Origin of the sequence: Pseudomonas sp. LAM2023, from assembly GCF_016620375.1 — a bacterium.
GTDB classification, from domain to species: domain Bacteria; phylum Pseudomonadota; class Gammaproteobacteria; order Pseudomonadales; family Pseudomonadaceae; genus Aquipseudomonas; species Aquipseudomonas anuradhapurensis.
The window spans coordinates 138,467-158,705 of sequence record NZ_JAENHV010000023.1 but is presented as its reverse complement, the minus strand read 5'-3'; the positions used below and the strand labels follow the sequence as shown (position 1 = coordinate 158,705).

Here is a 20,239-nt window from a genome sequence, read left to right as displayed (position 1 = left end):
ATCATGACTCCTCGAGCTCAACGTGCGTTCACCGCCTGGCCAGGCCAGCAGCGGGGGGCCGTGACTGTCATTATCGTGATCGCCCTGGTCGCGATACTGATGATGGCGGCGTTGGTGCTCGATGGCGGCCATATGCTGTTGAACAAGACCCGCCTGCAGAACGCCGTGGATGCAGCTGCCCTGAGTGGCGCGAAAACCCTGAGCCAGGTAATGGGTGCAGGCAACGCCGCCAGTGCCACACGGGATGCCGCGCTGTTTACCCTGAACGAGAATGCCAAGGCTGCGGGCAACCAGGAACTGCTCACGGCCATCGGGGGCAACCTTGGGGCATTTGCCGTGGTGGAGCTGGCCGACAACGTCTATGGGCCCTTCTCCTTCCCCGGGCCAGCCAATGCCAGCTATGTACGGGTCAAGGTCGCGAACTACTCGCTGGCGGGTTATTTCTGGAGCATCGCCCAGTCGATCGGTACCGGCACCGTCGGTGCCAAGAGCCTGACAGCGATCGCCACCGCCGGGCCGAGCCCGACCAGCCCCTGTAGCCTTGCGCCGCTGCTGGTGTGTGGCGACCCGGCAAAATACAACCCGGATACCGGTATGTTCTGGGGATATCGCTTCGGTGACCTGGAGGTGTTGAAGTCTGCCGCCAAGAACAGCGACCCGATTGGCCCCGGCAATTTCCAGCTGCTCGACTTCGGCGCGGGCGGCAAGGAGGTGGGCGACCTCCTGGCAGGCGGCGGCTCGGTTTGTCGTAACGTTGGTGACAGCGTCGACACCAAGCCTGGCAACACCGTTGGCCCTTCCGTCCAAGGCCTGAATACGCGCTTCGGCGACTACACCGGGCCATACAGGAGCAGCGACTATCCGCCTGACCTGGTGACCACCTACAGCAATCCGCTGATGACGTACAACGACGCTGTCGCACCCGCGCGGGTGGAGTATGGCGGCAAACCTGTTGCTTCTAGCAATGGCAACCTCTCGGCCGGTGGCACCCAGCTGTTCGACTACAACGACTATGCCGCACGTGCTGCGGCGTGTGTCGCGGGTGGGGGAACCGGGTGCGAGTCAAACGGGGTGTTCGAGCGCAGGATACTGCGGATCGTGGTCGGCGACTGTTCGGGCAAGAATGCAGGAGCGACCTCGATTCCGGTGCTCGGCTTCGGCTGTTTCTACGTGCTCCAGCCAGCCCAGAGCGTTGGAGGGGACTCGCAGATCTTCGGCCAGTTCGTCAAGCAGTGCGATGGCGACAACGTACCCGGGCCCACGCCGCAGGACGATGCAGGCCCACAGATCATTCAGCTGTACAAGACCTTCATCAATGGCAGTGGCACACCGAGCATCGACTCCTAGGAGCGTGTCATGGAACTTCACCGGCTCAAGCGCGCGCGGCGCCAGCAAGGTGTGGCAATCGTCGAGTTCACGCTGACCCTGCCATTGCTGTTGCTGACTTTGCTGGTCTTTGGCGAATTCGGCCGCATGCTCTACCAGTACAACAGCTTGTTGCAGGGCAGCCGTGATGCTGCACGTTACGTCGCCAGCCGGGCCTGGAACGCGACCCTTGGCCAGGTCGAGGTAAGCCCCGACCTCGAGTGCATGACCAAATACGTGGCGGTGTTCGGTGCCCCTTCCGCGCCGCCCTGCAGCCTGACCGGGATGCCGGCCAACACCACCGTACAGGTGGCCAAGGTGGCGGGTACCACCGACCACGTGCAGGTGACCATCAGCTATGTGTTTTCCCCGCTGATCGCCAGCGGCATTCCGGCCTTTGTCGGCAACAGCGTGGCGCTGAATTTCCCACTGGTCGCCACCACCGTGATGAGGGCACTGTGATGAAGCGCAGCATGCAAGGGGTGTATGTGGTGGAGTTCGCCTTCATCAGCGTATTGCTGTTCACCCTGTTGTTTGGGGTGCTGGAAATGGGGCGGCTGTATTACACGGTGAATGTGCTGAACGAATCCGTGCGGCGTGGAGCACGCCTGGCGGCGGTATGCAATATCAGCGACCCGGTCGTGCTGCGCCGGGCGATCTTCAACAGCGCCGGTGACAGTGGCGTCAGCAGCCTGTTGGCCGACCTGGACACCGGTGACCTGACCCTGCGGTACCTGGACCAGAACGGCGCGCCGGTGGCCAGCCCCGGTGACCTGGTGAATGCCAGCGGATTTGCCGCTGTGCGCTATGTCCAGCTGACCCTGCAGAACTTCCAGTTCAGCCTGTTCATTCCAGGTTTTGGGGTACCCATCACCTTGCCCGTATTCAAGGCGACCCTGCCTCGCGAAAGCCTTGGCCGTCATCCCAGGGCGGACGTCGCACCGGAGATCACACCATGCTGAATTTGAGTGAAGCCTCTGTATCCGCTACCTCCAGCAAGTCCAGGAAGCGCCTGTTGATCAGCAGCTCGGACGCGTTGGCCTTGCGTCAGCTGCAGGAAATCTGCCAGCGCATTCCGGCACTCGAGATCAATGTTCGGCAGGTGGGCAATGGCCATAACGACCCGCTGTTCGGCCTGGACCGGATGCCCGACTTCCTGCTGTTGCGCGTCGGCCAGCTGTGGCGCGAGGAGCTGGCAGCCCTGTTGCAACGCCCGGCCCACGAACGCCCGCCGCTGTTGCTGTGTGGCCTGCTGGATGATCGGGAAGGCATGCGCCTGGCGATGCAGGCCGGTGCCCGCGATTTTCTGCCAGAGCCGATCGTGGCCACGGAGCTGATCGCGGCCTTGGGCCGTATGGTCACGGAGACCCAGACCAGCAGCGAGTCGACCGGCAAGCTGGTCGCGGTGATGAATGCCAAGGGCGGCTCCGGTGGCACGGTACTGGCCTGTAACCTGGCGCATCAGTTGAGCCTCAAGGGCAACGCCCTGTTGCTTGACCTGGACCTGCAGTTCGGCAGCGTGTCGCATCACCTGGATGTTGCCCAGTCGCACAGCCAGCTGGACGTGCTGCAGCAGATAAAAGAGATGGATGGTGTCGCCCTGCGCGGCTTCTGCAGCCATTTCAGCCCCTCGCTGCATGTGCTTGGCAGCCGCGCCAATGAGCTGTGCCTGCCGCAGGATGTCCAGGCCGAACAGCTCGACAGGCTGCTGCAGCTGGCGCGCGCCAACTATGACTGGGTGGTGGCGGACCTGCCACGGCAGATCGACCACATCACTGCTACGGTGCTGGAACAGGCTGACCGGGTTTATGTCGTCATGCAGCAAAGTGTCAATCACCTGCGTGACGCCAGCGCCCTGGCGCGCATTCTGCGGGATGACCTGGGCGTACGGGGCAACCAGCTCGAGGTGGTGGTCAACCGCTACGACAAGGCGGCCCCGGTCAGCCTCAAGGACATCGGCGAGGCGCTGCGCTGTACCAATATCGTGAAACTGCCCAATGACTTCAGCGTCATCAACCAGAGCCAGAACACCGGTGTGCCGTTGGCTTTGCAAGCGCCTCGGTCTGCCATCGCCCAGGCGTTGCGTGGCCTGGCCGAGGCGCTGGCTGGCGAAGCGGTGGCCACTGACAACGGCTTGTTCAAGCGCGCATTCAAGCGTGTCTTTCGGGGGTGAACCATGCTCAACGACTTCCGTAACCGTTTACGCAAACAGACCGGCACCCCGGAGGCCGCCTCGCCGCCCATGCAAAGTGGCGGCGTGAAGGATGCGGCAGAGGCGCTGATGGCCTGGGAGCAAGCAGCACCGGATGTGCTTTTCGAAACCAGAACCCAGGTCACCCAGGTGGAAGCCGAATGGCGCGAGAAGACCTATCAGCAACTGCTGAAGGTCATGGACCTGTCCTTGCTCGACTCGCTCGGGCAGGCCGAGGCCGTGCGCCAGATCCGCGACATCTGCCAACGCCTGCTCGACGAGCAGTCGGCGCCGGTGAGCTCAGCCAGCCGCCAGTTGATCATCAAGCAGATCACCGACGAAGTGCTCGGCCTCGGCCCTTTGGAGCCGTTGCTGGCCGACCACACGGTGTCCGACATCCTGGTGAATGGCCATGACTCGGTGTACGTCGAACGGTTCGGCAAGTTGCAGCGCACCGACGTGCGTTTCCGCGATGACCAGCACCTGCTGAACATCATCGATCGCATCGTCTCCAGCCTGGGCCGACGCATCGACGAGTCGTCGCCGTTGGTCGATGCCCGGCTCAAGGACGGTTCGCGGGTCAATGCGATCATCCCACCACTGGCCATCGATGGGCCCAGTATCTCCATCCGCCGCTTTGCCGTGGACCTGCTCAATACCGAAAGCCTGATCCAGACGGGCGCGCTGACGCCAGCCATCGCCTTGCTGCTCAAGGCGATCGTGCGGGGACGGTTGAACGTGTTGATTTCCGGCGGCACGGGCTGCGGCAAGACCACCATGCTCAATGTGCTGTCCAGTTTCATTCCGCACAACGAACGGATTGTCACCATCGAGGACTCGGCCGAGCTGCAACTGCAGCAGCCGCATGTGGTACGCCTGGAAACCCGGCCGGCGAACATCGAGGGGCGCGGCGAGGTCGGCCAGCGCGAGCTGGTGCGCAACAGCCTGCGGATGCGCCCCGACCGCATCGTGATCGGCGAGGTGCGTGGCGCCGAGGCACTGGACATGCTGACGGCGATGAACACCGGCCACGATGGTTCGCTGACCACCATCCACGCCAACACCGCGCGCGATGCCCTGGGCCGGATCGAGAACATGGTGCTGATGTCTGGCGCCACGTTCCCGATCAAGGCCATGCGCCAGCAGATCGCATCGGCCATCGATGTGGTGATCCAGCTGGAGCGCCAGGAAGACGGCAAGCGGCGCCTGGTCAGTGTGCAGGAGATCAACGGCATGGAAGGCGAAATCATCACCATGACCGAGATCTTCTCCTTCGTGCGCAATGGTGTGGGCGAGCAGGGCCAGGTACTTGGTGACTTCCGCCCGAGCGGCATGGTCCCGGCGTTCCGCGATGCCCTGGCCAAACGTGGTATCGAATTGCCGCTGGCGATGTTCAGGCCTGAATGGATGGAGGCTCGTCAGCCATGAGCCAGATACCCGGCGAATACATCCTGGTGTTTCTCGGCATGGTGTTCATTGCCGTGTTTCTGCTCAGCCAGGGGCTGGTGGTGCCCGTGTTTGGCGAGGCGGGCAAGGTGCGCAAGCGTATCCGCGGCCGCCTGGCGATCCTGGAGCGGGCAAGCCACCTGCCGAACATGCAGACCGTGTTGCGGCAGAAATACCTGACACGTCTGTCGCCGCTGGAGGCGCGGCTCGAGCAGTTGCCGTTCATGGCCACGCTGACGCAGATGATCGAGCAGGCCGGGCATGAATACCGCGCCTACCGGGTACTGTTGACCGGGCTCGTGCTGGCAGCGGCGAGCGGCATGCTGGTCTGGCTGTTCCTGCCTTACTGGTGGCTGGCGCTGGCGGCTGCGTTCGTGGCGTTCTGGTTGCCACTGCTGAAGATCATCCGGGACCGTGGCAAGCGTTTCGCCAAGTTCGAGGAAGGTTTGCCGGATGCGCTGGAGGCCATGTGCCGGGCCTTGCGTGCCGGGCACCCGTTCAATGAAACCCTGCGCCTGGTAGCGGATGAGCACAAGGGGCCGGTGGCACAGGAATTCGGCCTGACCTTCGCCGACATCAACTACGGCAATGATGTGCGCCGGGCCATGCTCGGCCTGCTGGAGCGCATGCCCAGCATGACGGTGATGATGCTGGTGACCTCGATCCTGATTCATCGCGAGACCGGCGGCAACCTGACCGAAGTGCTGGAGCGCCTGAGCAACCTGATCCGTGGGCGTTTCCGCTTTCAGCGCAAGGTCAAGACCATGTCGGCCGAAGGGCGGATGTCGGCCTGGATATTGGTGGCCATACCCTTTCTGCTGGCGGCAGCGATCATTGTCACAAGCCCGGACTACCTGACGTTGCTGATCAAGGATCCTACCGGGCAGATGTTCGTCATGGGGGCTTTCGGCTCCATGTTGGTAGGGATTTTCTGGATTCGTCGAATTATCCGTATCCAGATCTAGGCAGTTCTCGCAGGGGGAGCGTCAGTCATGGACTATTTGCTCGGTTTGTTGAGTGGGGTGACGGACAGTGAGGCGTTGGCACGCCTGCTGATTGTCGGTGCGATCGGGGTGAGCACAGTCATTGCGTTCGTTACCGTGACGCTGCTGGTGCTGGGCTTGCAGAGCCCGTTGCAGCGCCGCCTTGCCTTGATCAAGCGTGATCATTCCAGCGCTGCGACCGGGCGGGAGGCACCCGGCAACCTGCAGCTGCTGCTGGAGCGGGTAGGGCGGCGCATTACGCCGTCTGCAGCCGGCAAAGTGTCGGCCACCCGAACCCTGTTGACCCATGCCGGCTATGGCTCGGCGTCGTCGCTACAAGTGTACTGGGCCGTGCGTCTGCTGTTGCCGCTGACGCTGTCGGGCGTGTCGCTGCTGATATTGCCCATGGTGCCGAACGTTTCCCCGATGACCGGCCTGGGCGTGGTGGTCATGGGGGCTGCCGTCGGCTGGTTGCTACCGGCGATGTATGTGGACAAACGCCGCACCGCGCGACAGGGGCGGTTGCGGGCGGCCTTTCCTGATGCCCTGGACTTGATGGTGGTGTGCGTGGAGTCGGGCCTGGCGTTGCCCCAGGCTATCGAGCGGGTGGCCGAAGAAATGGCGGTCAGCCAGGCCGAACTGGCCGAGGAACTGGCCTTGGTCAATGCGCAGATCCGCGCGGGTATCTCCAGTACCGAAGCACTCAGGCAACTGGCGGATCGCACCGGCCTGGAAGACATTCAAGGCCTGGTCAGCCTGCTGGCGCAGAGTATCCGCTTCGGTACCAGCGTCGCGGCGACCTTGCGCATCTATGCCGAGGAGTTTCGCGACCGGCGCATGCAGGCCGCTGAAGAAATGGGCGCGAAAATCGGAACGAAGCTGGTTTTTCCGCTAATTTTCTGTCTGTGGCCAAGTTTTTTTCTGGTAGCCATCGGCCCGGTGATCATCGGGATAATAAAAACGTTCGGGAAGCCATGACATGAACAGGATCGGTTTGCTGTTGACCATGATAGCCGTGCTGTCGGGGTGCCAGAGCATGGGGCCGGAGCTGAACGGGGTGCGTTCGGTGTATTCGACTGGGAACTCGGTGCTTTACCAGGTGCAGACGCAGAGCAACTCGCCCGACCAGGCGATGCAGGTTGCGGCGATGGCCTACCAGGCGGGGGACCTTGACCAGGCACTGTACCAGTACCTGCGCGTACTCGAACTCGCCCCGGAACGCTATGAGGCGCTGGTGTGGGTGGGGCGCATTCACCGTGAGCGCGGCAATAACCAGCTTGCCGAGATGGCCTTCAACGAAGTGCTGGCCAAGGCACCCGATAACCCCGACGCGCTGACCGAACTAGGCCTGATGAACCTGTCCATGCGTAAATATGAGCAAGCCAAGGCACTGTTGTCCCAGGCCGTGGCGGTGGACCAGAAACGTTTCGTCAAGGACCCCGCCAACACCCAGACTGGGACGGCGGCGCTCAGGGTCGACAACAAGTCCCCGCTGAAGGCGTACAACGGCCTGGGCGTGCTTGCCGACCTGGGCGACAACTTCGCCGAGGCGCAGATGTACTACCGCCTGGCCGAGCTCATCGAGCCACGTTCCGCGTTCGTGCAGAACAGCCTGGGCTATTCCTACTACATGGCCGGGCAGTGGGGCGAAGCCGAACAGCACTACAAACGCGGGGTGAGCTACGACGGCACCTACAAACCGCTGTGGCGCAACTATGGCTTGCTGCTGGCACGCATGGCGCGTTATGAGGAGGCCGTGTCTGCCTTCGAGCAGGTCGAAAAACGTGCCGAAGCCAGCAATGATGTCGGTTATGTCTGCCTGGTAGAAGGCAAGCTGGACATTGCCGAGCAGTTTTTCCGCAGTGCGATCGAACAGTCGCCCGGGCACTACCCCGTTGCCTGGGAAAACCTGAACAGGGTCCAGCAGGTACGGCAGATTCGCCAATTGGGCGGCAATGCACCGGTGGCCGAGCCGGTTGCGGTGGGCCCAGCGGGCCCGGTGGTGCAGGTGACGACCGCGTCGGCGCCTTGATCGGGCGGGTGGTCAGCGGGTTGGCGGCAATGTTGTCGCCAATTCCGCGCTACCGAGCGGATGGGTACTGGCATCGAAGAAATGCAATGCCGTTTCTGGCAAATCCCCCAACCGATCGACGAAATGCTGCTTCTGGTTGATCACCGAAGCCTCGCTCAACGGCCGTATTGCCACCGCCAGATGCTTCGGCCGGGCCTGCCGAATGGCTTCGAGCAGGTGCTGGTCAGTGTTGTCCAGATGCTGCCCGAACAGGCATAGCCCCTGACTTTCCCCTGCCAGTTGCCCCAGGCACCAGCTCAGGTAGTCCGAGTTGCGGATAGCGCGCAGTTTCTCGTCGCTGCGGTCTTCGTTGACGAACAGCGGTACTTCGCCGGGGATGTTCACGGCAAAACCATCGAGCAGTTCGGCGCTGTCGGCGCTGCGCTGGCGGGTGCTGCCGTCGGGCAGCTTGAGCAGGTGCAGGCCGCCGTGCAGGTGCAGCAGCCGGGTGCCTTCAGCGTGGGTGCGACGCACGTCGAAGAAGCCTTGCTCGTCGAACAGTTCGGCGAAGCCGTGTGGTGCGTGTTGCACGGCCCATGACAGCAGCAGATCGTAGTTGCTGGTATAGACGCTGCGGTAGCTGCGCAGGGCCTGGTTGAGCGCTGCCAGGGTGGCGACCGGCATGCGTGGCCATGGCAGGTGCACGGTGCGAACGGCGTGGATCAGCGCTTCCTTGATCGAATAGTAGCGGTTCAGCGGCGCGGTGGAATTGATGGCCAGCGCGGCGTTGGCCCGTACGGTCGTGTTGAGGGTGCTGAGCACGGGCTCGAACAGTTCCGTGCCCAATGACTTGAACAGGGCCTGGTCGCTGACCGCCAGGCCTTTCTTGCGGCCGGCGCGCTGCGCTTCCTCGAACAGCGAGAAGTAGCCGAACGGCTTCCACAGTGCTCGGCTGAGGCCATTGCCGAGCAGCAGGGCGTCACAGGGATGGCGGGCGGCGAGTGCTGGCCAGGGAATGAGGGCGGCGTCGAGTGCGGGCATGCTGGGGTCCGTTGGGTGGAGCGGGAACGGGGGCGACTTTAGCACGCCATGCAAGCTGTGTAGCTTTGCCATCGCTGTGCTAGCCGGCGTGCCGGCGATAGGGCCAGCAGCACCAGCGCGGCGTTTTCAACCCTGCGCAGCCACCTGCACATGGCGATTACGGTTACGCCACAGCCGATAGGCGCGGATGCCCGCCCGCACCGAACCGAACAGCAGCTTGTCTTCCATCTGCCGTGCCATCCCCGAGCGCACCAGCATGCGCAGGAAGGTGCCGCGGGCGCGGGCGATGGCGAAGAGGATGCCCTGGGCGGCCAGGGTGTCACGCACTTCGCGCAGGGCGGCGATGCCGCTGACGTCGATGCTGGTGACCGCTTCGGCATCGAACAGCACGGCCTTGGGCTGCGCCTGGCTCTGCACGGCTTCAAGCAGGCGCATCTTGAAGTAGTCGGCGTTGAAGAACAGGATCGCGTCGTCGAAACGGTACACCACCAGGCCGGGCACGGTGCGGGCGTCCTTGTGCTTGCGGATGTCCACCTGGCCTTCGGTGCCCGGCAGCCAGCCCAGCACTGCGTCGGTAGGCTGGTAGATGCTGTACAGCAGGCGCAGGATCGCCAGGGTCACGGCAAACACGATGCCGGGCAGCACGCCCAGGCCCAGCACGCCGACCGTGGTCAGCAGGCACAGCCAGAATTCGAAGCGGCTCAGGCGGCGGATCTGCCCCAGCGACTTGATGTCGATCAGCCCCCAGCCGGCCATCAGCAGCACAGCACCCAGCGCGGCCTGCGGGATCCACGCCATCGGTGCGGTGAACAGCAGCAGGATCAGGGCGATGACCAACGCGGCGATAATACCCACCAGCTGGCTTTTGCCACCGACCATGTCGTTGACGGCGGTACGCGAGTCGGCGCCGCTGATGGCGAAACCCTGGGACACCCCGGCGGCCAGGTTGCTGACGCCCAGGGCGACGAATTCGTGGTTGGCATTGATGGCGTAGCCGTGCCGGGCGGCAAAGCTGCGTGCGGTGAGCATGGCGCTACAGAAACTGACGGTGGCGATACCCAGGGCATCGCGCAGCAGGCTTTTCATTTCTGCCAGGTTACTGTGTGGCCAGGCCAGTTGCGGAATGCCGGCGGGTACCGGGCCAAGGATGGCGACACCGAAGCGGTCGAGGCCGAACAGGCCGACCAGCAGCATGAACAGCGCCACTACCGTAAGTGCTGCGGGCAGGCGCGGGTAGCGCCGTGGCAGCCATATCAGCAGGCCCAGTGCGCCCAGGCCGATGAACAGCGTCACCCAGTGGATTTCCCCCAGGCGCTGGAAGAAATCGATCACGCTGAGAATGAACCCGTCGCCTTCGATCCTGAACCCCACCACCTTGGACAGTTGCCCAGCGATCAGGCTAAGGCCGATGCCGTTGAGGTAGCCGATCAGGATCGGTCGCGAGAAGAAGCTGGCGATGAACCCCGCCCGGGCCAGGCCGGCGGCGATAAGCATCACCCCGACCAGCAGGGTGACGATTACCGAAAGCTCGGCAATCCGCTGTGGGTCGCCCATGGCCAGTGGCGCCACCGCGCCAGCGATCATGGCGCAGGTGGCGGCATCCGGGCCGACCATCAACTGGCGCGAGCTGCCGATCAGGGCATAGACCATCATCGGTAACACACAGGCATACAAGCCATACTGCGGTGGCAGGCCGACGATCTGCGCATAGGCGATGGCAATCGGGATCTGGATCGCCGCCACCGACAGGCCGGCCTGCAGGTCGGCGTGGAACCACTCGCGGCGGTAGTGCAGCAAGTTGGCAAGGCCCGGTAGCCAGCGGGAGAGAAACATGCGTCGTCCTTTCGAAATGTTTCACGGAACCATCTGCGCATTGAAGCGGATCAGCGGGCAAATGGCCATGGTGCAAGTCAAAGGAGAGCTGAAACGAAAAAAGGAGCCGAGGCCCCTTTTGATAGCGATGACGTTGTTGGAACGCCATGCACAAGTGCGATGTGGAGCGGGTAGAGGGAATCGAACCCTCAACTAAAGCTTGGGAAGCTTTCGTTTTGCCACTAAACTATACCCGCGTCTGCGCTGAGCTTTTTACCAGAACCCTCCACGAATTAGAAGCCCGAGTTATAAAAAAGCTTGTCGGCACCCTATAGCTGCGGGTATTGGCTACAGGGCGCCGAGGCGCTCAAATGGCAAATGCATGCTGCCCCTGTTGTACCGGCTGGTAGTGTTGGCGCGGTTCGCGCAGGGTCGGCTTGAGGAAGTTGAGCATGACGCTGCGAGTACTTTCACAGGCGGCCTTGTGTTCCATATCCAGGAAATGCCCTGCGTCACGTATCACGCTGAACTGGCTCCTGCCCACATGCTTGCTGAACTGCCGGGCATCTTCGACGGTGGTGTACTCGTCGCGCTCGCCGTTGATGAACAGCACCGGGATGTCGATATTGCGCGCTCCCTTCAGGGCCCGTTCCAGGTCATGCTGCAGCACTTCGTTGATGTGGAAATGCATCTGCGCGTACTCATGGCTGTCCAGGCTGCTGACGTGCCGGTAGTTGAAACGCTTGAACAGCGACGGCAGGTACTTGCCGATGGTGTCGTTGACCAGGTTGCCGACCTGGTAGCGATCACAGGCGGCCAGGTACTGGCAGCCGCGCTCCAGGTAGTCGCGCATCGGTTCGTTGATCACCGGCGAGAACGAACTCACCACCGCTTTCTTGACCTGCCTTGGCTGGTGCGCCAGCGCCAGCAAGGTACTTGCGCCGCCCCACGAGAACGACATCACGTGGTCCGCCTGGAAGTGCTCGATCAGCTCGAGAAGAATATGCGCTTCGGTCTCTTTGCTGATCAGGCGTTCGTGACGGTTGTGTGGCTTGGATTTGCCCGCGTAGGGCTGGTCGAACAGTACTACGTTGAACTGCGGGTGCAGGTTACGTACCGTTTGGGCGAACGAGGCGGTGGTGGCCAGCGAGCCGTTGATCAGGATGATCGTTTTTTCGGCTGCTTCCGCGCGATAGAACTCCGTGTAAACCCGATACTGACCTTGGATATCAAGTACAGCAATTTCTGGCCTCATCTCATCGACTCCTGGCGCAAAAAGGGTATTCGCGTCACCTAGGGTGCACGTTCTTTATGACAGGTAGGCATTTGCCTGAAGAGAAAGCGGGGCCCTGTGTCGATCCTTGGCACGTGTGTCGACGGGTATTGTTTTTGGCGGGCAATTTGCCGTGCCCCAAGGCATCGAGGCTTTGGGTGGCCGGCAAAAGGTGTCTTCGACTGCAAATGTGACTTGGTAGTCACATGCAGACTGACGATTTGGATTCAAGCAGCGGGTCGTGGATCCTGCAAGTGCCGTTCGGGGGAAAATGTGACTTTTCTCGCTGAGCGGTCGTATGGCGCTGCTGGATTGCTGTGCCGGCGTCTTCGCGGGTGAACCCGCTCCCACAGGTCATCTGCAAGGCCGAAGCCTGGGTTACTCCTGTTGCAGCGGTTTCACCCGCGAAGCGGCCCGCTCAGGCAGACTAGACCGTGGCTATTTCATCCGCTGTCAGCTCGCGAAACGCCCCCGGCGCCAATTCCGGGTCCAGGTGGATGGCGCCCATGCGCTCGCGGTGCAACCCCACCACCTTGTTGTCGAAATGGCCGAACATGCGCTTGACCTGGTGATAACGCCCTTCGACGATCGCTAGCCGCGCCTGGCGCGGGCCCAGGATATCCAGCTGGGCAGGTTGCGTGGTCAGACCCTCGAAGGCGAAGTAGAAGCCCTCGCGGAATTTGGCCACGTAGTGCTCGCCAATCTCGTCCTCGGTTTCCACCAGGTAGTGCTTGGGCAACTTGGTCGCGGGCTGGGTAAGCCGCCGTGACCATTGGCCATCGTTGGTCAGGATCATCAGGCCAGTTGTGTTGAAGTCCAGGCGCCCGGCTATGTGCAGGTCCTCACGCAGCGCAGCGGGCAGGAGGTCGAGCACGGTGCGATGCTGCGGGTCCCGGGTGGCGCTGACGCAGCCTGCGGGCTTGTGAAGCATCAGGTAGCGCGCCGGCCGGCCTGTCTGCAGCAGCTGGTCGTCGAGTTCGACACGGCTGAATTCGCGTACTTCGGTCATAGGGTCGCTGGCCACCTGGCCGTCCACGCGCACGCGGCGTTGCGCCAACATCAGGCGGACTTGCTGGCGGTTGTGGCTGGGCAGGTTGGCGAGGAAACGGTCGAGACGCATTGGGGCCCGTCAGTCGGCGGCAGAGGTGCGCAGTTGTTGTTCAACCGCAGCGCAGCGCGGGCACAGGCAGGCTTGGTCGCGCAGCTCGGCAGGCAGGGCCTGAAGCACGGCCGGGTCGATGGTTACGCTATAGCACCAGCAGGCCTGGGTAGCGCGGGCCGGGTCGGCCAGGCTGCACCGGTTGGGCGCGCCACAGGCGGGGCAGTGTCGGTTGTCAGGCATGGCTGCCGCTCAGCTGTATCAAATTGTTGCAGAAATGGCACTGCACCTTGGCGCCACGGTCTTATCACATGTCGATGATCGCATTTCGCGTCGACGCTCGCCAGCGCCGCTGTTCGGGCACTCCAGCGGTCCAGGAGGCCGCCATGTCCTATCGAATCCTGTTGATCGCCCTGCTGGGGCTGATGACTGCCGCCTGCGTCCCGTACTACGAGACCGGGGGCTACTATCGCTCGGATCACTACTACGCCGACCGTTACGTGTCGCCGGGGTATTACCGCTATGACCACTATTACGTGACGCCACAACCGCGCTATTACTACCAGCCAGCACCGCGCTACTACTACCGCCCGGCGCCAGCGCCATATTACCGCTCGCCGCCGCCGCCGGTGATGAAGCAATGGCATGGCAACCCACGCTATGACTATGGCAACCGCCAGCGCTACGACTATGGGCGCGACCGGGATCGGCATGACTATCGTGGCGGCAGCCAGCGTTACCAGAACGACCGTTGGCATTCCGACAGACGGGGGGACGGTGACCGTCGTTGGGATGGGCGGCGTGGGCAAGGGGGGAACTGGCAGCGGTAGGTGAATTGAGACGGGGGCGTCATGCGCCCCCCTCTCGAAGCTAATCCAGGTCTGCCAGCGGGTGGCGGCCTTCCCACACCTTGGCAAAATGCGCCTCGACCACCGCCGCCGGTACCTGCGCCACATCCGGCCAGTGCCAGCGCGGCTGGTTGTCCTTGTCCAGCAGGCGCGCGCGTACCCCTTCGCTGAATTCCGGGTGGCGGCAGCAGTTCAGGCTCATGCCGTATTCCATCTGGAACACCTGCGCCAACGACAAGTGGCGTGCCCGGCGAATCTGCTCCCACACCAGGTGTGCCGTCAGCGGGCAACCGGCATGCAATTGTCGGCCGGCCTCGGCCAGCAGCGGATCGTCGTGGTGCTTGAGCCCTTCCAGGGCACGCCAGGCCGCGGCCGCATCGGCTACGTCGAGCAACTGGTCGATGACCTGCCGTCGTGGCAGCCACTGGGCTTCGGGCAGTTCGGCGCAGGCCCGGTGCTGTTCGGCCTTGAGCAGGCTGTTCAGTTGCAGCGCGGTCTGCTCCTGCCAGTTCAATTGCAGCAATTCCTCGATCAGCGCTTCCTGCTGGTATTCGCCCAGGAAGCGATCGGCCAGGCCCAGGTCAAGGGCGTCGTGGGCATTGATCGGCGCCCCCGTCAGGCCAAGGAACAAGCCCAGCTTGCCTGGCAAACGGGCAAGGAACCAGCTGGCGCCCACATCCGGGTACAGGCCGATGCTGATTTCCGGCATGGCCAGCCGACTGCTGGGGGTGACGATACGCACATTGGCGCCTTGCAGCAGGCCCATGCCGCCGCCCAGCACATGCCCGTGGCCCCAGCACAGCAGCGGCTTGGGGTAGGTGTGCAGGGCGAAGTCCAGGCGGTATTCGGCGGCAAAAAAGGTGGCGGCCAGCGGTGGTACGCTGCCGGGGTGGTCGCGGCAGGCGTGCGCCAGAGCGCGTACATCGCCCCCTGCGCAGAATGCCTTGCTGCCGTTGCCGCGCAGTAACACGCAGACGACCCTGGGGTCTCGGGCCCAGGCGTGCAACTGCTCGCCCAATACTTCGATCATCGGCAGGTTCAGGGCGTTGAGCGCCTTGGGCGCATCCAGGGTGGCGATGCCGATGCGGGCGCCATCGGCGCCGGTGAGTACCTCGCAATGAATGGCCATGGACTACCTCGCGCAAGTCATCGCACAAGTATGGCTTGCCTGGCCGATCATGCCGGTCGTCGGTCGGATCGTTTGACAAGCGCACAAGGCTTACCTAGTGTCGCGCCATTGTTTACGGAAGGCCCCATGACTGACGACGATCGCATCAAACTCGAACCCGGCTGGAAGGCCGCGTTGCGCGCCGAATTCGACCAGCCCTACATGCATCAGCTGCGCGAGTTCCTGCGTAGCGAATATGCCGCCGGCAAGGAGATCTACCCGCCAGGGCCGCTGATCTTCAATGCGCTCAATTCGACGCCGCTGGACCAGGTAAAGGTGGTGATTCTCGGCCAGGACCCCTATCACGGGCCGGGGCAGGCGCATGGCCTGTGTTTCTCGGTGCAGCCGGGCGTGGCCACGCCACCGTCGCTGGTCAACATCTACAAGGAATTGCAGCGTGACCTGAATATCCCGATTCCCGACCATGGCTACCTGCAGAGCTGGGCCGAGCAGGGCGTGCTGCTGCTCAACACGACCATGACCGTGGAGCGTGCCAATGCAGCGTCACATGCCAAGAAGGGCTGGGAATTGTTTACCGACCGGATCATCCAGGTGGTCAGCGAGCAATGCCCGAACGTGGTGTTCCTGCTGTGGGGCTCGCATGCGCAAAGCAAGCAGAAGCTGATCGACGGGACCAAGCACCTGGTGCTGAAATCGGTGCATCCATCGCCCCTGTCGGCTTACCGCGGGTTCCTGGGCTGTGGGCATTTCAGCCGCACCAACAGCTTCCTCGAACAGCGCGGGCTGACCCCGATCAACTGGGCATTGCCGCCGCTGTGATGGACCGGCCGCGTTGCTTTCTTCGCGGGTAAGCCCGCGAAGAAAGCGACACGATCATTCCGGCCTGGCACTCCACAGCCGGAACAGTGGCTCTGCCAGAAACAGCACCAGTAGCAGCCGCATCACCTGCAGCGCCGTCACCAGCGGTACCGACAGCTGCAAGGTCTCGGCGGTCAGGCTCATCTCGGCAATTCCCCCGGGCATCATGCCCAAGGTCAGCGAGCGCAGGTCCAGCGCGGTCATCACGCTCAGCCCCCAGGCTGCGCTGGCGGCGATCGCCATGCACAGCGCAGTGGCGACCAGGGTGCGCAGGAGGAAGGAAGGGGCGCGGCGGAAGAATGCCCGGTTGAAGTGACAGGCCAGGCCGCTGCCGATCAGCCACTGGCCAATCTGGCTGGCGCCGTGGGGCAGGGCGATCTGCAGGTTGCCCGCCAGGCTCAGCGTGGCCGCCACCAGCAATGGCCCGAACAACCATGGATTGGGTTGGCGCAAGCGCTGCCAGAGCAACGCAACGGCCACCCCCAGCGGAGCGATAAGCGCCAGCCAGCCCCAGCTCACGCTGCCGGTGTGATTCATCGGCACCCCATCACCCAGCAGAAACTTGAACAGCGCCGGTACGCACAGCACCACGGCGAGGACACGCAGGCTCTGCGCCGCCGCCACCTGGCTGAGCACCGCGCCATTGCGAGCGCCAAGGTTGACCATCTCCCCCGAGCCGCCGGGCATGCTGGCGAAGAACGCCGTTGCGCGGTCTTCGCCGCTGCGCCGTAGCAGCCAGACGCTGATAACGCTGGACAGGCTGATGAACAGCGCGCCGAAGAAGATCAGCGCGAAATGGCTGGCCACTTGCTCGATCACCGCCGGGGTGAAGTGCAGGCCGATACCGATGCCGATGATGCATTGCCCGCATTTGCGCCCGTTGGGGATTTCCGGCAGTTGCCAGGGCGTCAGGCAGCGTACCAGGATGATCGCCAGCAGCGCGCCGACCATCCACGGCAACGGCCAGCCGACCTGGCTGGCGGCAAAACCACCAGCAAGGCCAACCAGCCCGGTCGCGACAGACAGCGGCAACCCACGGTCAGGCATCGGCCATCGCCCGGCGTTGCATGCTGCGTTTACGCCAGCTGCGCAGCAGCGGCAGGGTCAGCATGCAAAGGGTCAGCACCCATACCGACATGCTGATCGTGCTCGACCAGAGGATGCCCAGCTCACCGTTGGAGATCGACAGCGCCCGGCGCAGGTTCTGCTCCATCAGCCCGCCAAGGATGAAACCGAGCAGGATCGGCGACAGCGGGAAGTCCAGCTTGCGCAGGATGTAGCCCATGATGCCGATGCCGACCATCAGGAACAGGTCGAAGGTGGTGGCATGCACCGCGTACACACCGATCGCGGTGATGATGGCGATCACCGGCACCAGTGCCCAGTTCGGCACGGCGAGGATGCGGGTAAAGATGCGGATCATCGGAATGTTGAGGATCACCAGCATGATGTTGGCGACGAACAACGAGGCGATCAGGCCCCAGACGATGTCTGGCTGCTGTTCGAACAACAGTGGGCCGGGCGTTATGTTGTACAGGGTCAGTGCACCGATCATCACCGCCGTGGTACCCGAGCCGGGTACGCCCAGCGTCAGCATCGGCACCAGGGCACCGCAGCAGGATGCGCCGATGGCGGTTTCCGGGGCGGCCAGGCCGCGGGCATCACCCTTGCCGAAATTGCCTTTTTCGCCCGCCAGGCGTTTCTCGGTCATGTAGGCAACGGCGCTGGCCAGGGTTGCACCGGCACCTGGCAGCACGCCCATGACGAAGCCCAGCAGGCCGCAGCGGATGTTCACCACGAACACCGAGGCGGCTTCCTTGAGGTTGAACAGCATGCGCCCGGTGGCCTTGACCGCCTGGTGGCCATGGTGGGTCTTTTCCAGCAGCAGGAGGATTTCGCTGATGGAGAACAAGCCCAGCACCAGCACCACGAACTGGATGCCGTCGGCCAGGTGCACGCTGTCCCCGGTGAACCGGTACACGCCACTGTTGGCGTCGATACCAACGGCCGACAGGAACAGGCCGATCAGTGCGGCGATGAAGGTTTTCAACGGCTTGTCACCGGCCATGCCGCCAAGGGCGACGATGGCGAAGACCATCAACACGAAGTATTCCGCCGGGCCGAAGGCAATCGCCCATTTCGCCAGCAGCGGGGCGAACAGCACCATGCCGCAGGTGGCGATCAAGGCACCGATGAACGAACTCCATGCCGACAGTGACAGCGCCACGCCAGCCAAGCCGTTGCGGGCCATCGGGTAGCCGTCGAGGGTGGTCATCACGGTCGAGGCTTCGCCCGGGATGTTCAACAGGATCGAGCTGATGCGGCCGCCGTACTCGCAGCCCAGGTACACCGCGGCCAGCAGGATCAGCGCCGATTCCGGCGGCAAGCCGAGGGCGAAGGCGATGGGGATCAGCAGGGCGACGCCGTTGATCGGGCCCAGGCCAGGCAGCAGGCCGACCACGGTGCCGATCAGCGTGCCGGTAAGGGCGGTGACCAGGTTGTAGGGGGACAGGGCGACGCCGAAGCCCTGGCCCAGGTAGCTCAAGGTATCCATGTGTCAGTTCTCCAGTACGCTCAGCAGGCCAAGGGGCAGGGGCACGTCCATCACGCGGTCGAACAGCCAGTAGAGGAACAGGCTCATGCCTGCCACCACGATGAAGCTGTGCAGCCAGCGACCGCCATACAGGCGGGCCATGGGCACGCCGATCAGGACGGCACTGAGGATGAAGCCCAGGGCTTCGAAGGTGCTGGCGAACACGATCAACAGGCCGACACAGGCGCTGATCTTGATCAGGGTCTCGCGGTCCAGTTCCGGCTCGTCGTCCTTGCGCACGATGGGCGTGGGGCGGAACACCAGGTACAGCAGGCCCAGGCCCATCAGGCCGAGCATCAGCAACGGATAGGCGCGCGGGCCCACCGGCTCATAGGAAAACGCCGCCTGGTAGGGCCAGGCCATCACGGCCAGGGCGGCACACACCGCCAGCAGGACCAGGGCGAAGATGCGTTGCAGGATCATCAGGGAATCCTCTCGTTTTTCGGCAAGACGCAGATCCTTTGCAGGCGCGGCCTTGTGTCGCGAAGGGCGGCAAAGCGGCCCCAGGATTTCAGCATCGCTGCGCAAATTGCTGGGGCTGCCTTGCAGCCCTTTCGCGACACAAGGCCGCTCCTACAAAGAGCGAGCGGCGTTGGCTTTACTGGATCAGGCCGAATTCCCGGGCCAGGGTCTTGTAGTCAGCCACCTGCTTCTTCACATAGCCGTCCAGCTCTTCGCCGGTCATGGCGAACGGGAACAGCTCGCGCTGGTCACGCAGCTTGGCGAAGTCTTCCGAGGCCAGCATCTTGTCGAACGACTGCTTCCACCAGGCGTAGTCTTCGTCGCTCACCTTTGGCCCCAGGTAGAAGCCGCGTACCACTGGCCAGACGATGTCGTAGCCCTGTTCCCTGGCGGTGGGAATGTCTTTCATCTCGGGCTCGTCCAGGCGGTTTTCCGAGAACACCGCGAGGATGCGCATATTGCCGCTCTGGATGTGTGGCATGGAGTCGGAGATGTCGGTCGAACCCACCTGAATGTGCCCGCCCAGCAGTGCCGTGGCGATTTCGCCACCACCTTCCAGGGCCACGTAGCGCAGGTCACGCGGGTTGATACCCGCCGCCTTGGCGATCAACGCGGTCTGCATCCAGTCCTGGCTGCCAACGGTACCGCCCGAGCCGATCACCACCTTGCTCGGGTCTTTCTTCAGCGCCGCGACCAGGTCGTCGAGGGTCTTGTAGGGCGAGTCGCTCTTCACCGCGATGGCGCCGTAGCTGGTACCGACGGCGGCCAGCCATTTCACCGCGTTTTCGTCAAAACGGCCGAACTTGCCTTGGGCCAGGTTCAGCAACGAGCCGCTGGACCAGGCCACCAGGGTCCCGGCATCAGCCGGCCGTTGGGCGACCACCGCGTTGTAGGCCACCGCGCCGACACCGCCTGGCATGTAGGTGACGCGCATCGGCTTGCTGAGGATCTTTTCCTGCACCAGGGCGCTTTGCACCAGTTTACAGGTCAGGTCGAAGCCGCCGCCGGGCGAGGCGGGGGCGATGCATTCAGGGCGTTTCGGTTCGCCAGCGAGGGCGTTGCCGGCCAGCAGCAGGCAGCCGGTAGCGAGGACGAGGCGGCGCAGGGAAAAAGTCATCGTTCATCTCC

The 20,239-nt window shown here is 63.4% G+C and carries 20 protein-coding genes and 1 tRNA gene; 10 read left to right on the top strand and 11 right to left on the bottom strand.

The annotated features are described in order from the left end of the window. The 8 genes from JKP78_RS13660 to JKP78_RS13625 are packed head-to-tail and all read left to right on the top strand — an operon-like array spanning position 1 to position 8,017. Positions 1-1,347 (top strand): TadE/TadG family type IV pilus assembly protein, encoded by a 1,347-nt coding sequence (locus tag JKP78_RS13660; RefSeq protein ID WP_186677853.1) that lies wholly within the window; start codon positions 1-3, stop codon positions 1,345-1,347. 9 nt (positions 1,348-1,356) lie between these two features. Then, positions 1,357-1,827: a TadE/TadG family type IV pilus assembly protein gene (locus tag JKP78_RS13655; RefSeq protein ID WP_200626813.1), complete on the top strand. Its 471-nt coding sequence runs from the start codon at positions 1,357-1,359 to the stop codon at positions 1,825-1,827. Next, on the top strand, positions 1,824-2,327 hold the full coding sequence (locus JKP78_RS13650) for a TadE/TadG family type IV pilus assembly protein (RefSeq protein WP_170032134.1): 504 nt from the start codon (positions 1,824-1,826) through the stop codon (positions 2,325-2,327). Before JKP78_RS13655 ends, JKP78_RS13650 begins: the two co-directional genes overlap by 4 nt. Further along, on the top strand, positions 2,321-3,538 hold the full coding sequence (locus tag JKP78_RS13645; protein ID WP_200626812.1) for an AAA family ATPase: 1,218 nt from the start codon (positions 2,321-2,323) through the stop codon (positions 3,536-3,538). The genes JKP78_RS13650 and JKP78_RS13645 overlap by 7 nt, the downstream gene beginning before the upstream one ends. Positions 3,539-3,541: 3 nt before the next feature. Further along, on the top strand, positions 3,542-4,984 hold the full coding sequence (locus JKP78_RS13640) for a CpaF family protein (protein ID WP_186677554.1): 1,443 nt from the start codon (positions 3,542-3,544) through the stop codon (positions 4,982-4,984). Beyond that, positions 4,981-5,967, top strand: coding sequence for a type II secretion system F family protein (locus JKP78_RS13635; protein ID WP_186677557.1), 987 nt, complete (start codon positions 4,981-4,983; stop codon positions 5,965-5,967). Before JKP78_RS13640 ends, JKP78_RS13635 begins: the two co-directional genes overlap by 4 nt. A 27-nt stretch (positions 5,968-5,994) precedes the next feature. Beyond that, a complete protein-coding gene (locus JKP78_RS13630) occupies positions 5,995-6,963 on the top strand; it encodes a type II secretion system F family protein (protein ID WP_200626811.1) in 969 nt (322 codons plus the stop codon). A gap of 1 nt (position 6,964) precedes the next feature. Then, on the top strand, positions 6,965-8,017 hold the full coding sequence (locus JKP78_RS13625; RefSeq protein WP_200626810.1) for a tetratricopeptide repeat protein: 1,053 nt from the start codon (positions 6,965-6,967) through the stop codon (positions 8,015-8,017). Positions 8,018-8,029: 12 nt separating this feature from the next. Here JKP78_RS13625 and JKP78_RS13620 read toward each other — a convergent pair whose 3' ends face one another. The 6 genes from JKP78_RS13620 to JKP78_RS13595 form a co-directional block, all read right to left on the bottom strand. Further along, entirely contained in the window at positions 8,030-9,037 is a 1,008-nt protein-coding gene (locus JKP78_RS13620) for a DUF4917 family protein (RefSeq protein ID WP_200626809.1), read from the bottom strand. 126 nt (positions 9,038-9,163) lie between these two features. Beyond that, the gene (locus tag JKP78_RS13615) at positions 9,164-10,870 is read right to left on the bottom strand and encodes a SulP family inorganic anion transporter (protein WP_186685197.1); all 1,707 of its coding nucleotides are present in this window, start codon (positions 10,868-10,870) and stop codon (positions 9,164-9,166) included. Positions 10,871-11,032: 162 nt separating this feature from the next. After that, positions 11,033-11,106, bottom strand: a tRNA-Gly gene (locus JKP78_RS13610). 110 nt (positions 11,107-11,216) lie between these two features. Next, positions 11,217-12,104, bottom strand: coding sequence for an alpha/beta fold hydrolase (locus JKP78_RS13605; protein WP_186685195.1), 888 nt, complete (start codon positions 12,102-12,104; stop codon positions 11,217-11,219). 445 nt (positions 12,105-12,549) lie between these two features. Next, positions 12,550-13,242, bottom strand: coding sequence for a pseudouridine synthase (locus JKP78_RS13600; RefSeq protein WP_200626808.1), 693 nt, complete (start codon positions 13,240-13,242; stop codon positions 12,550-12,552). A 9-nt stretch (positions 13,243-13,251) separates the two neighbouring features. Next, on the bottom strand, positions 13,252-13,464 hold the full coding sequence (locus JKP78_RS13595) for a cysteine-rich CWC family protein (RefSeq protein WP_170032110.1): 213 nt from the start codon (positions 13,462-13,464) through the stop codon (positions 13,252-13,254). 143 nt (positions 13,465-13,607) lie between these two features. Between JKP78_RS13595 and JKP78_RS13590 the strand changes: the two genes are divergently transcribed. Beyond that, entirely contained in the window at positions 13,608-14,051 is a 444-nt protein-coding gene (locus JKP78_RS13590; RefSeq protein ID WP_186685191.1) for a hypothetical protein, read from the top strand. 40 nt (positions 14,052-14,091) lie between these two features. Here JKP78_RS13590 and JKP78_RS13585 read toward each other — a convergent pair whose 3' ends face one another. Further along, on the bottom strand, positions 14,092-15,198 hold the full coding sequence (locus JKP78_RS13585) for an enoyl-CoA hydratase/isomerase family protein (RefSeq protein ID WP_170032104.1): 1,107 nt from the start codon (positions 15,196-15,198) through the stop codon (positions 14,092-14,094). 126 nt (positions 15,199-15,324) lie between these two features. Between JKP78_RS13585 and ung the strand changes: the two genes are divergently transcribed. Further along, positions 15,325-16,017 (top strand): uracil-DNA glycosylase, encoded by a 693-nt coding sequence (gene ung / locus JKP78_RS13580; RefSeq protein WP_186685190.1) that lies wholly within the window; start codon positions 15,325-15,327, stop codon positions 16,015-16,017. A gap of 54 nt (positions 16,018-16,071) precedes the next feature. On the opposite strand, the gene JKP78_RS13575 is transcribed toward ung, so the two are convergent. The 4 genes from JKP78_RS13575 to JKP78_RS13560 all read right to left on the bottom strand — a co-directional run bounded on the left by JKP78_RS13575 (position 16,072) and on the right by JKP78_RS13560 (position 20,228). Continuing rightward, complete coding sequence (locus JKP78_RS13575) at positions 16,072-17,103, bottom strand: AbrB family transcriptional regulator (protein ID WP_200626807.1); 1,032 nt, start codon at positions 17,101-17,103, stop codon at positions 16,072-16,074. Continuing rightward, the gene (locus JKP78_RS13570; RefSeq protein WP_186685188.1) at positions 17,096-18,610 is read right to left on the bottom strand and encodes a tripartite tricarboxylate transporter permease; all 1,515 of its coding nucleotides are present in this window, start codon (positions 18,608-18,610) and stop codon (positions 17,096-17,098) included. Before JKP78_RS13570 ends, JKP78_RS13575 begins: the two co-directional genes overlap by 8 nt. A gap of 3 nt (positions 18,611-18,613) precedes the next feature. Beyond that, on the bottom strand, positions 18,614-19,072 hold the full coding sequence (locus JKP78_RS13565; RefSeq protein WP_170032092.1) for a tripartite tricarboxylate transporter TctB family protein: 459 nt from the start codon (positions 19,070-19,072) through the stop codon (positions 18,614-18,616). A gap of 175 nt (positions 19,073-19,247) precedes the next feature. Continuing rightward, entirely contained in the window at positions 19,248-20,228 is a 981-nt protein-coding gene (locus tag JKP78_RS13560) for a Bug family tripartite tricarboxylate transporter substrate binding protein (RefSeq protein WP_170032089.1), read from the bottom strand. Between the last annotated feature and the right edge of the window lie 11 nt (positions 20,229-20,239).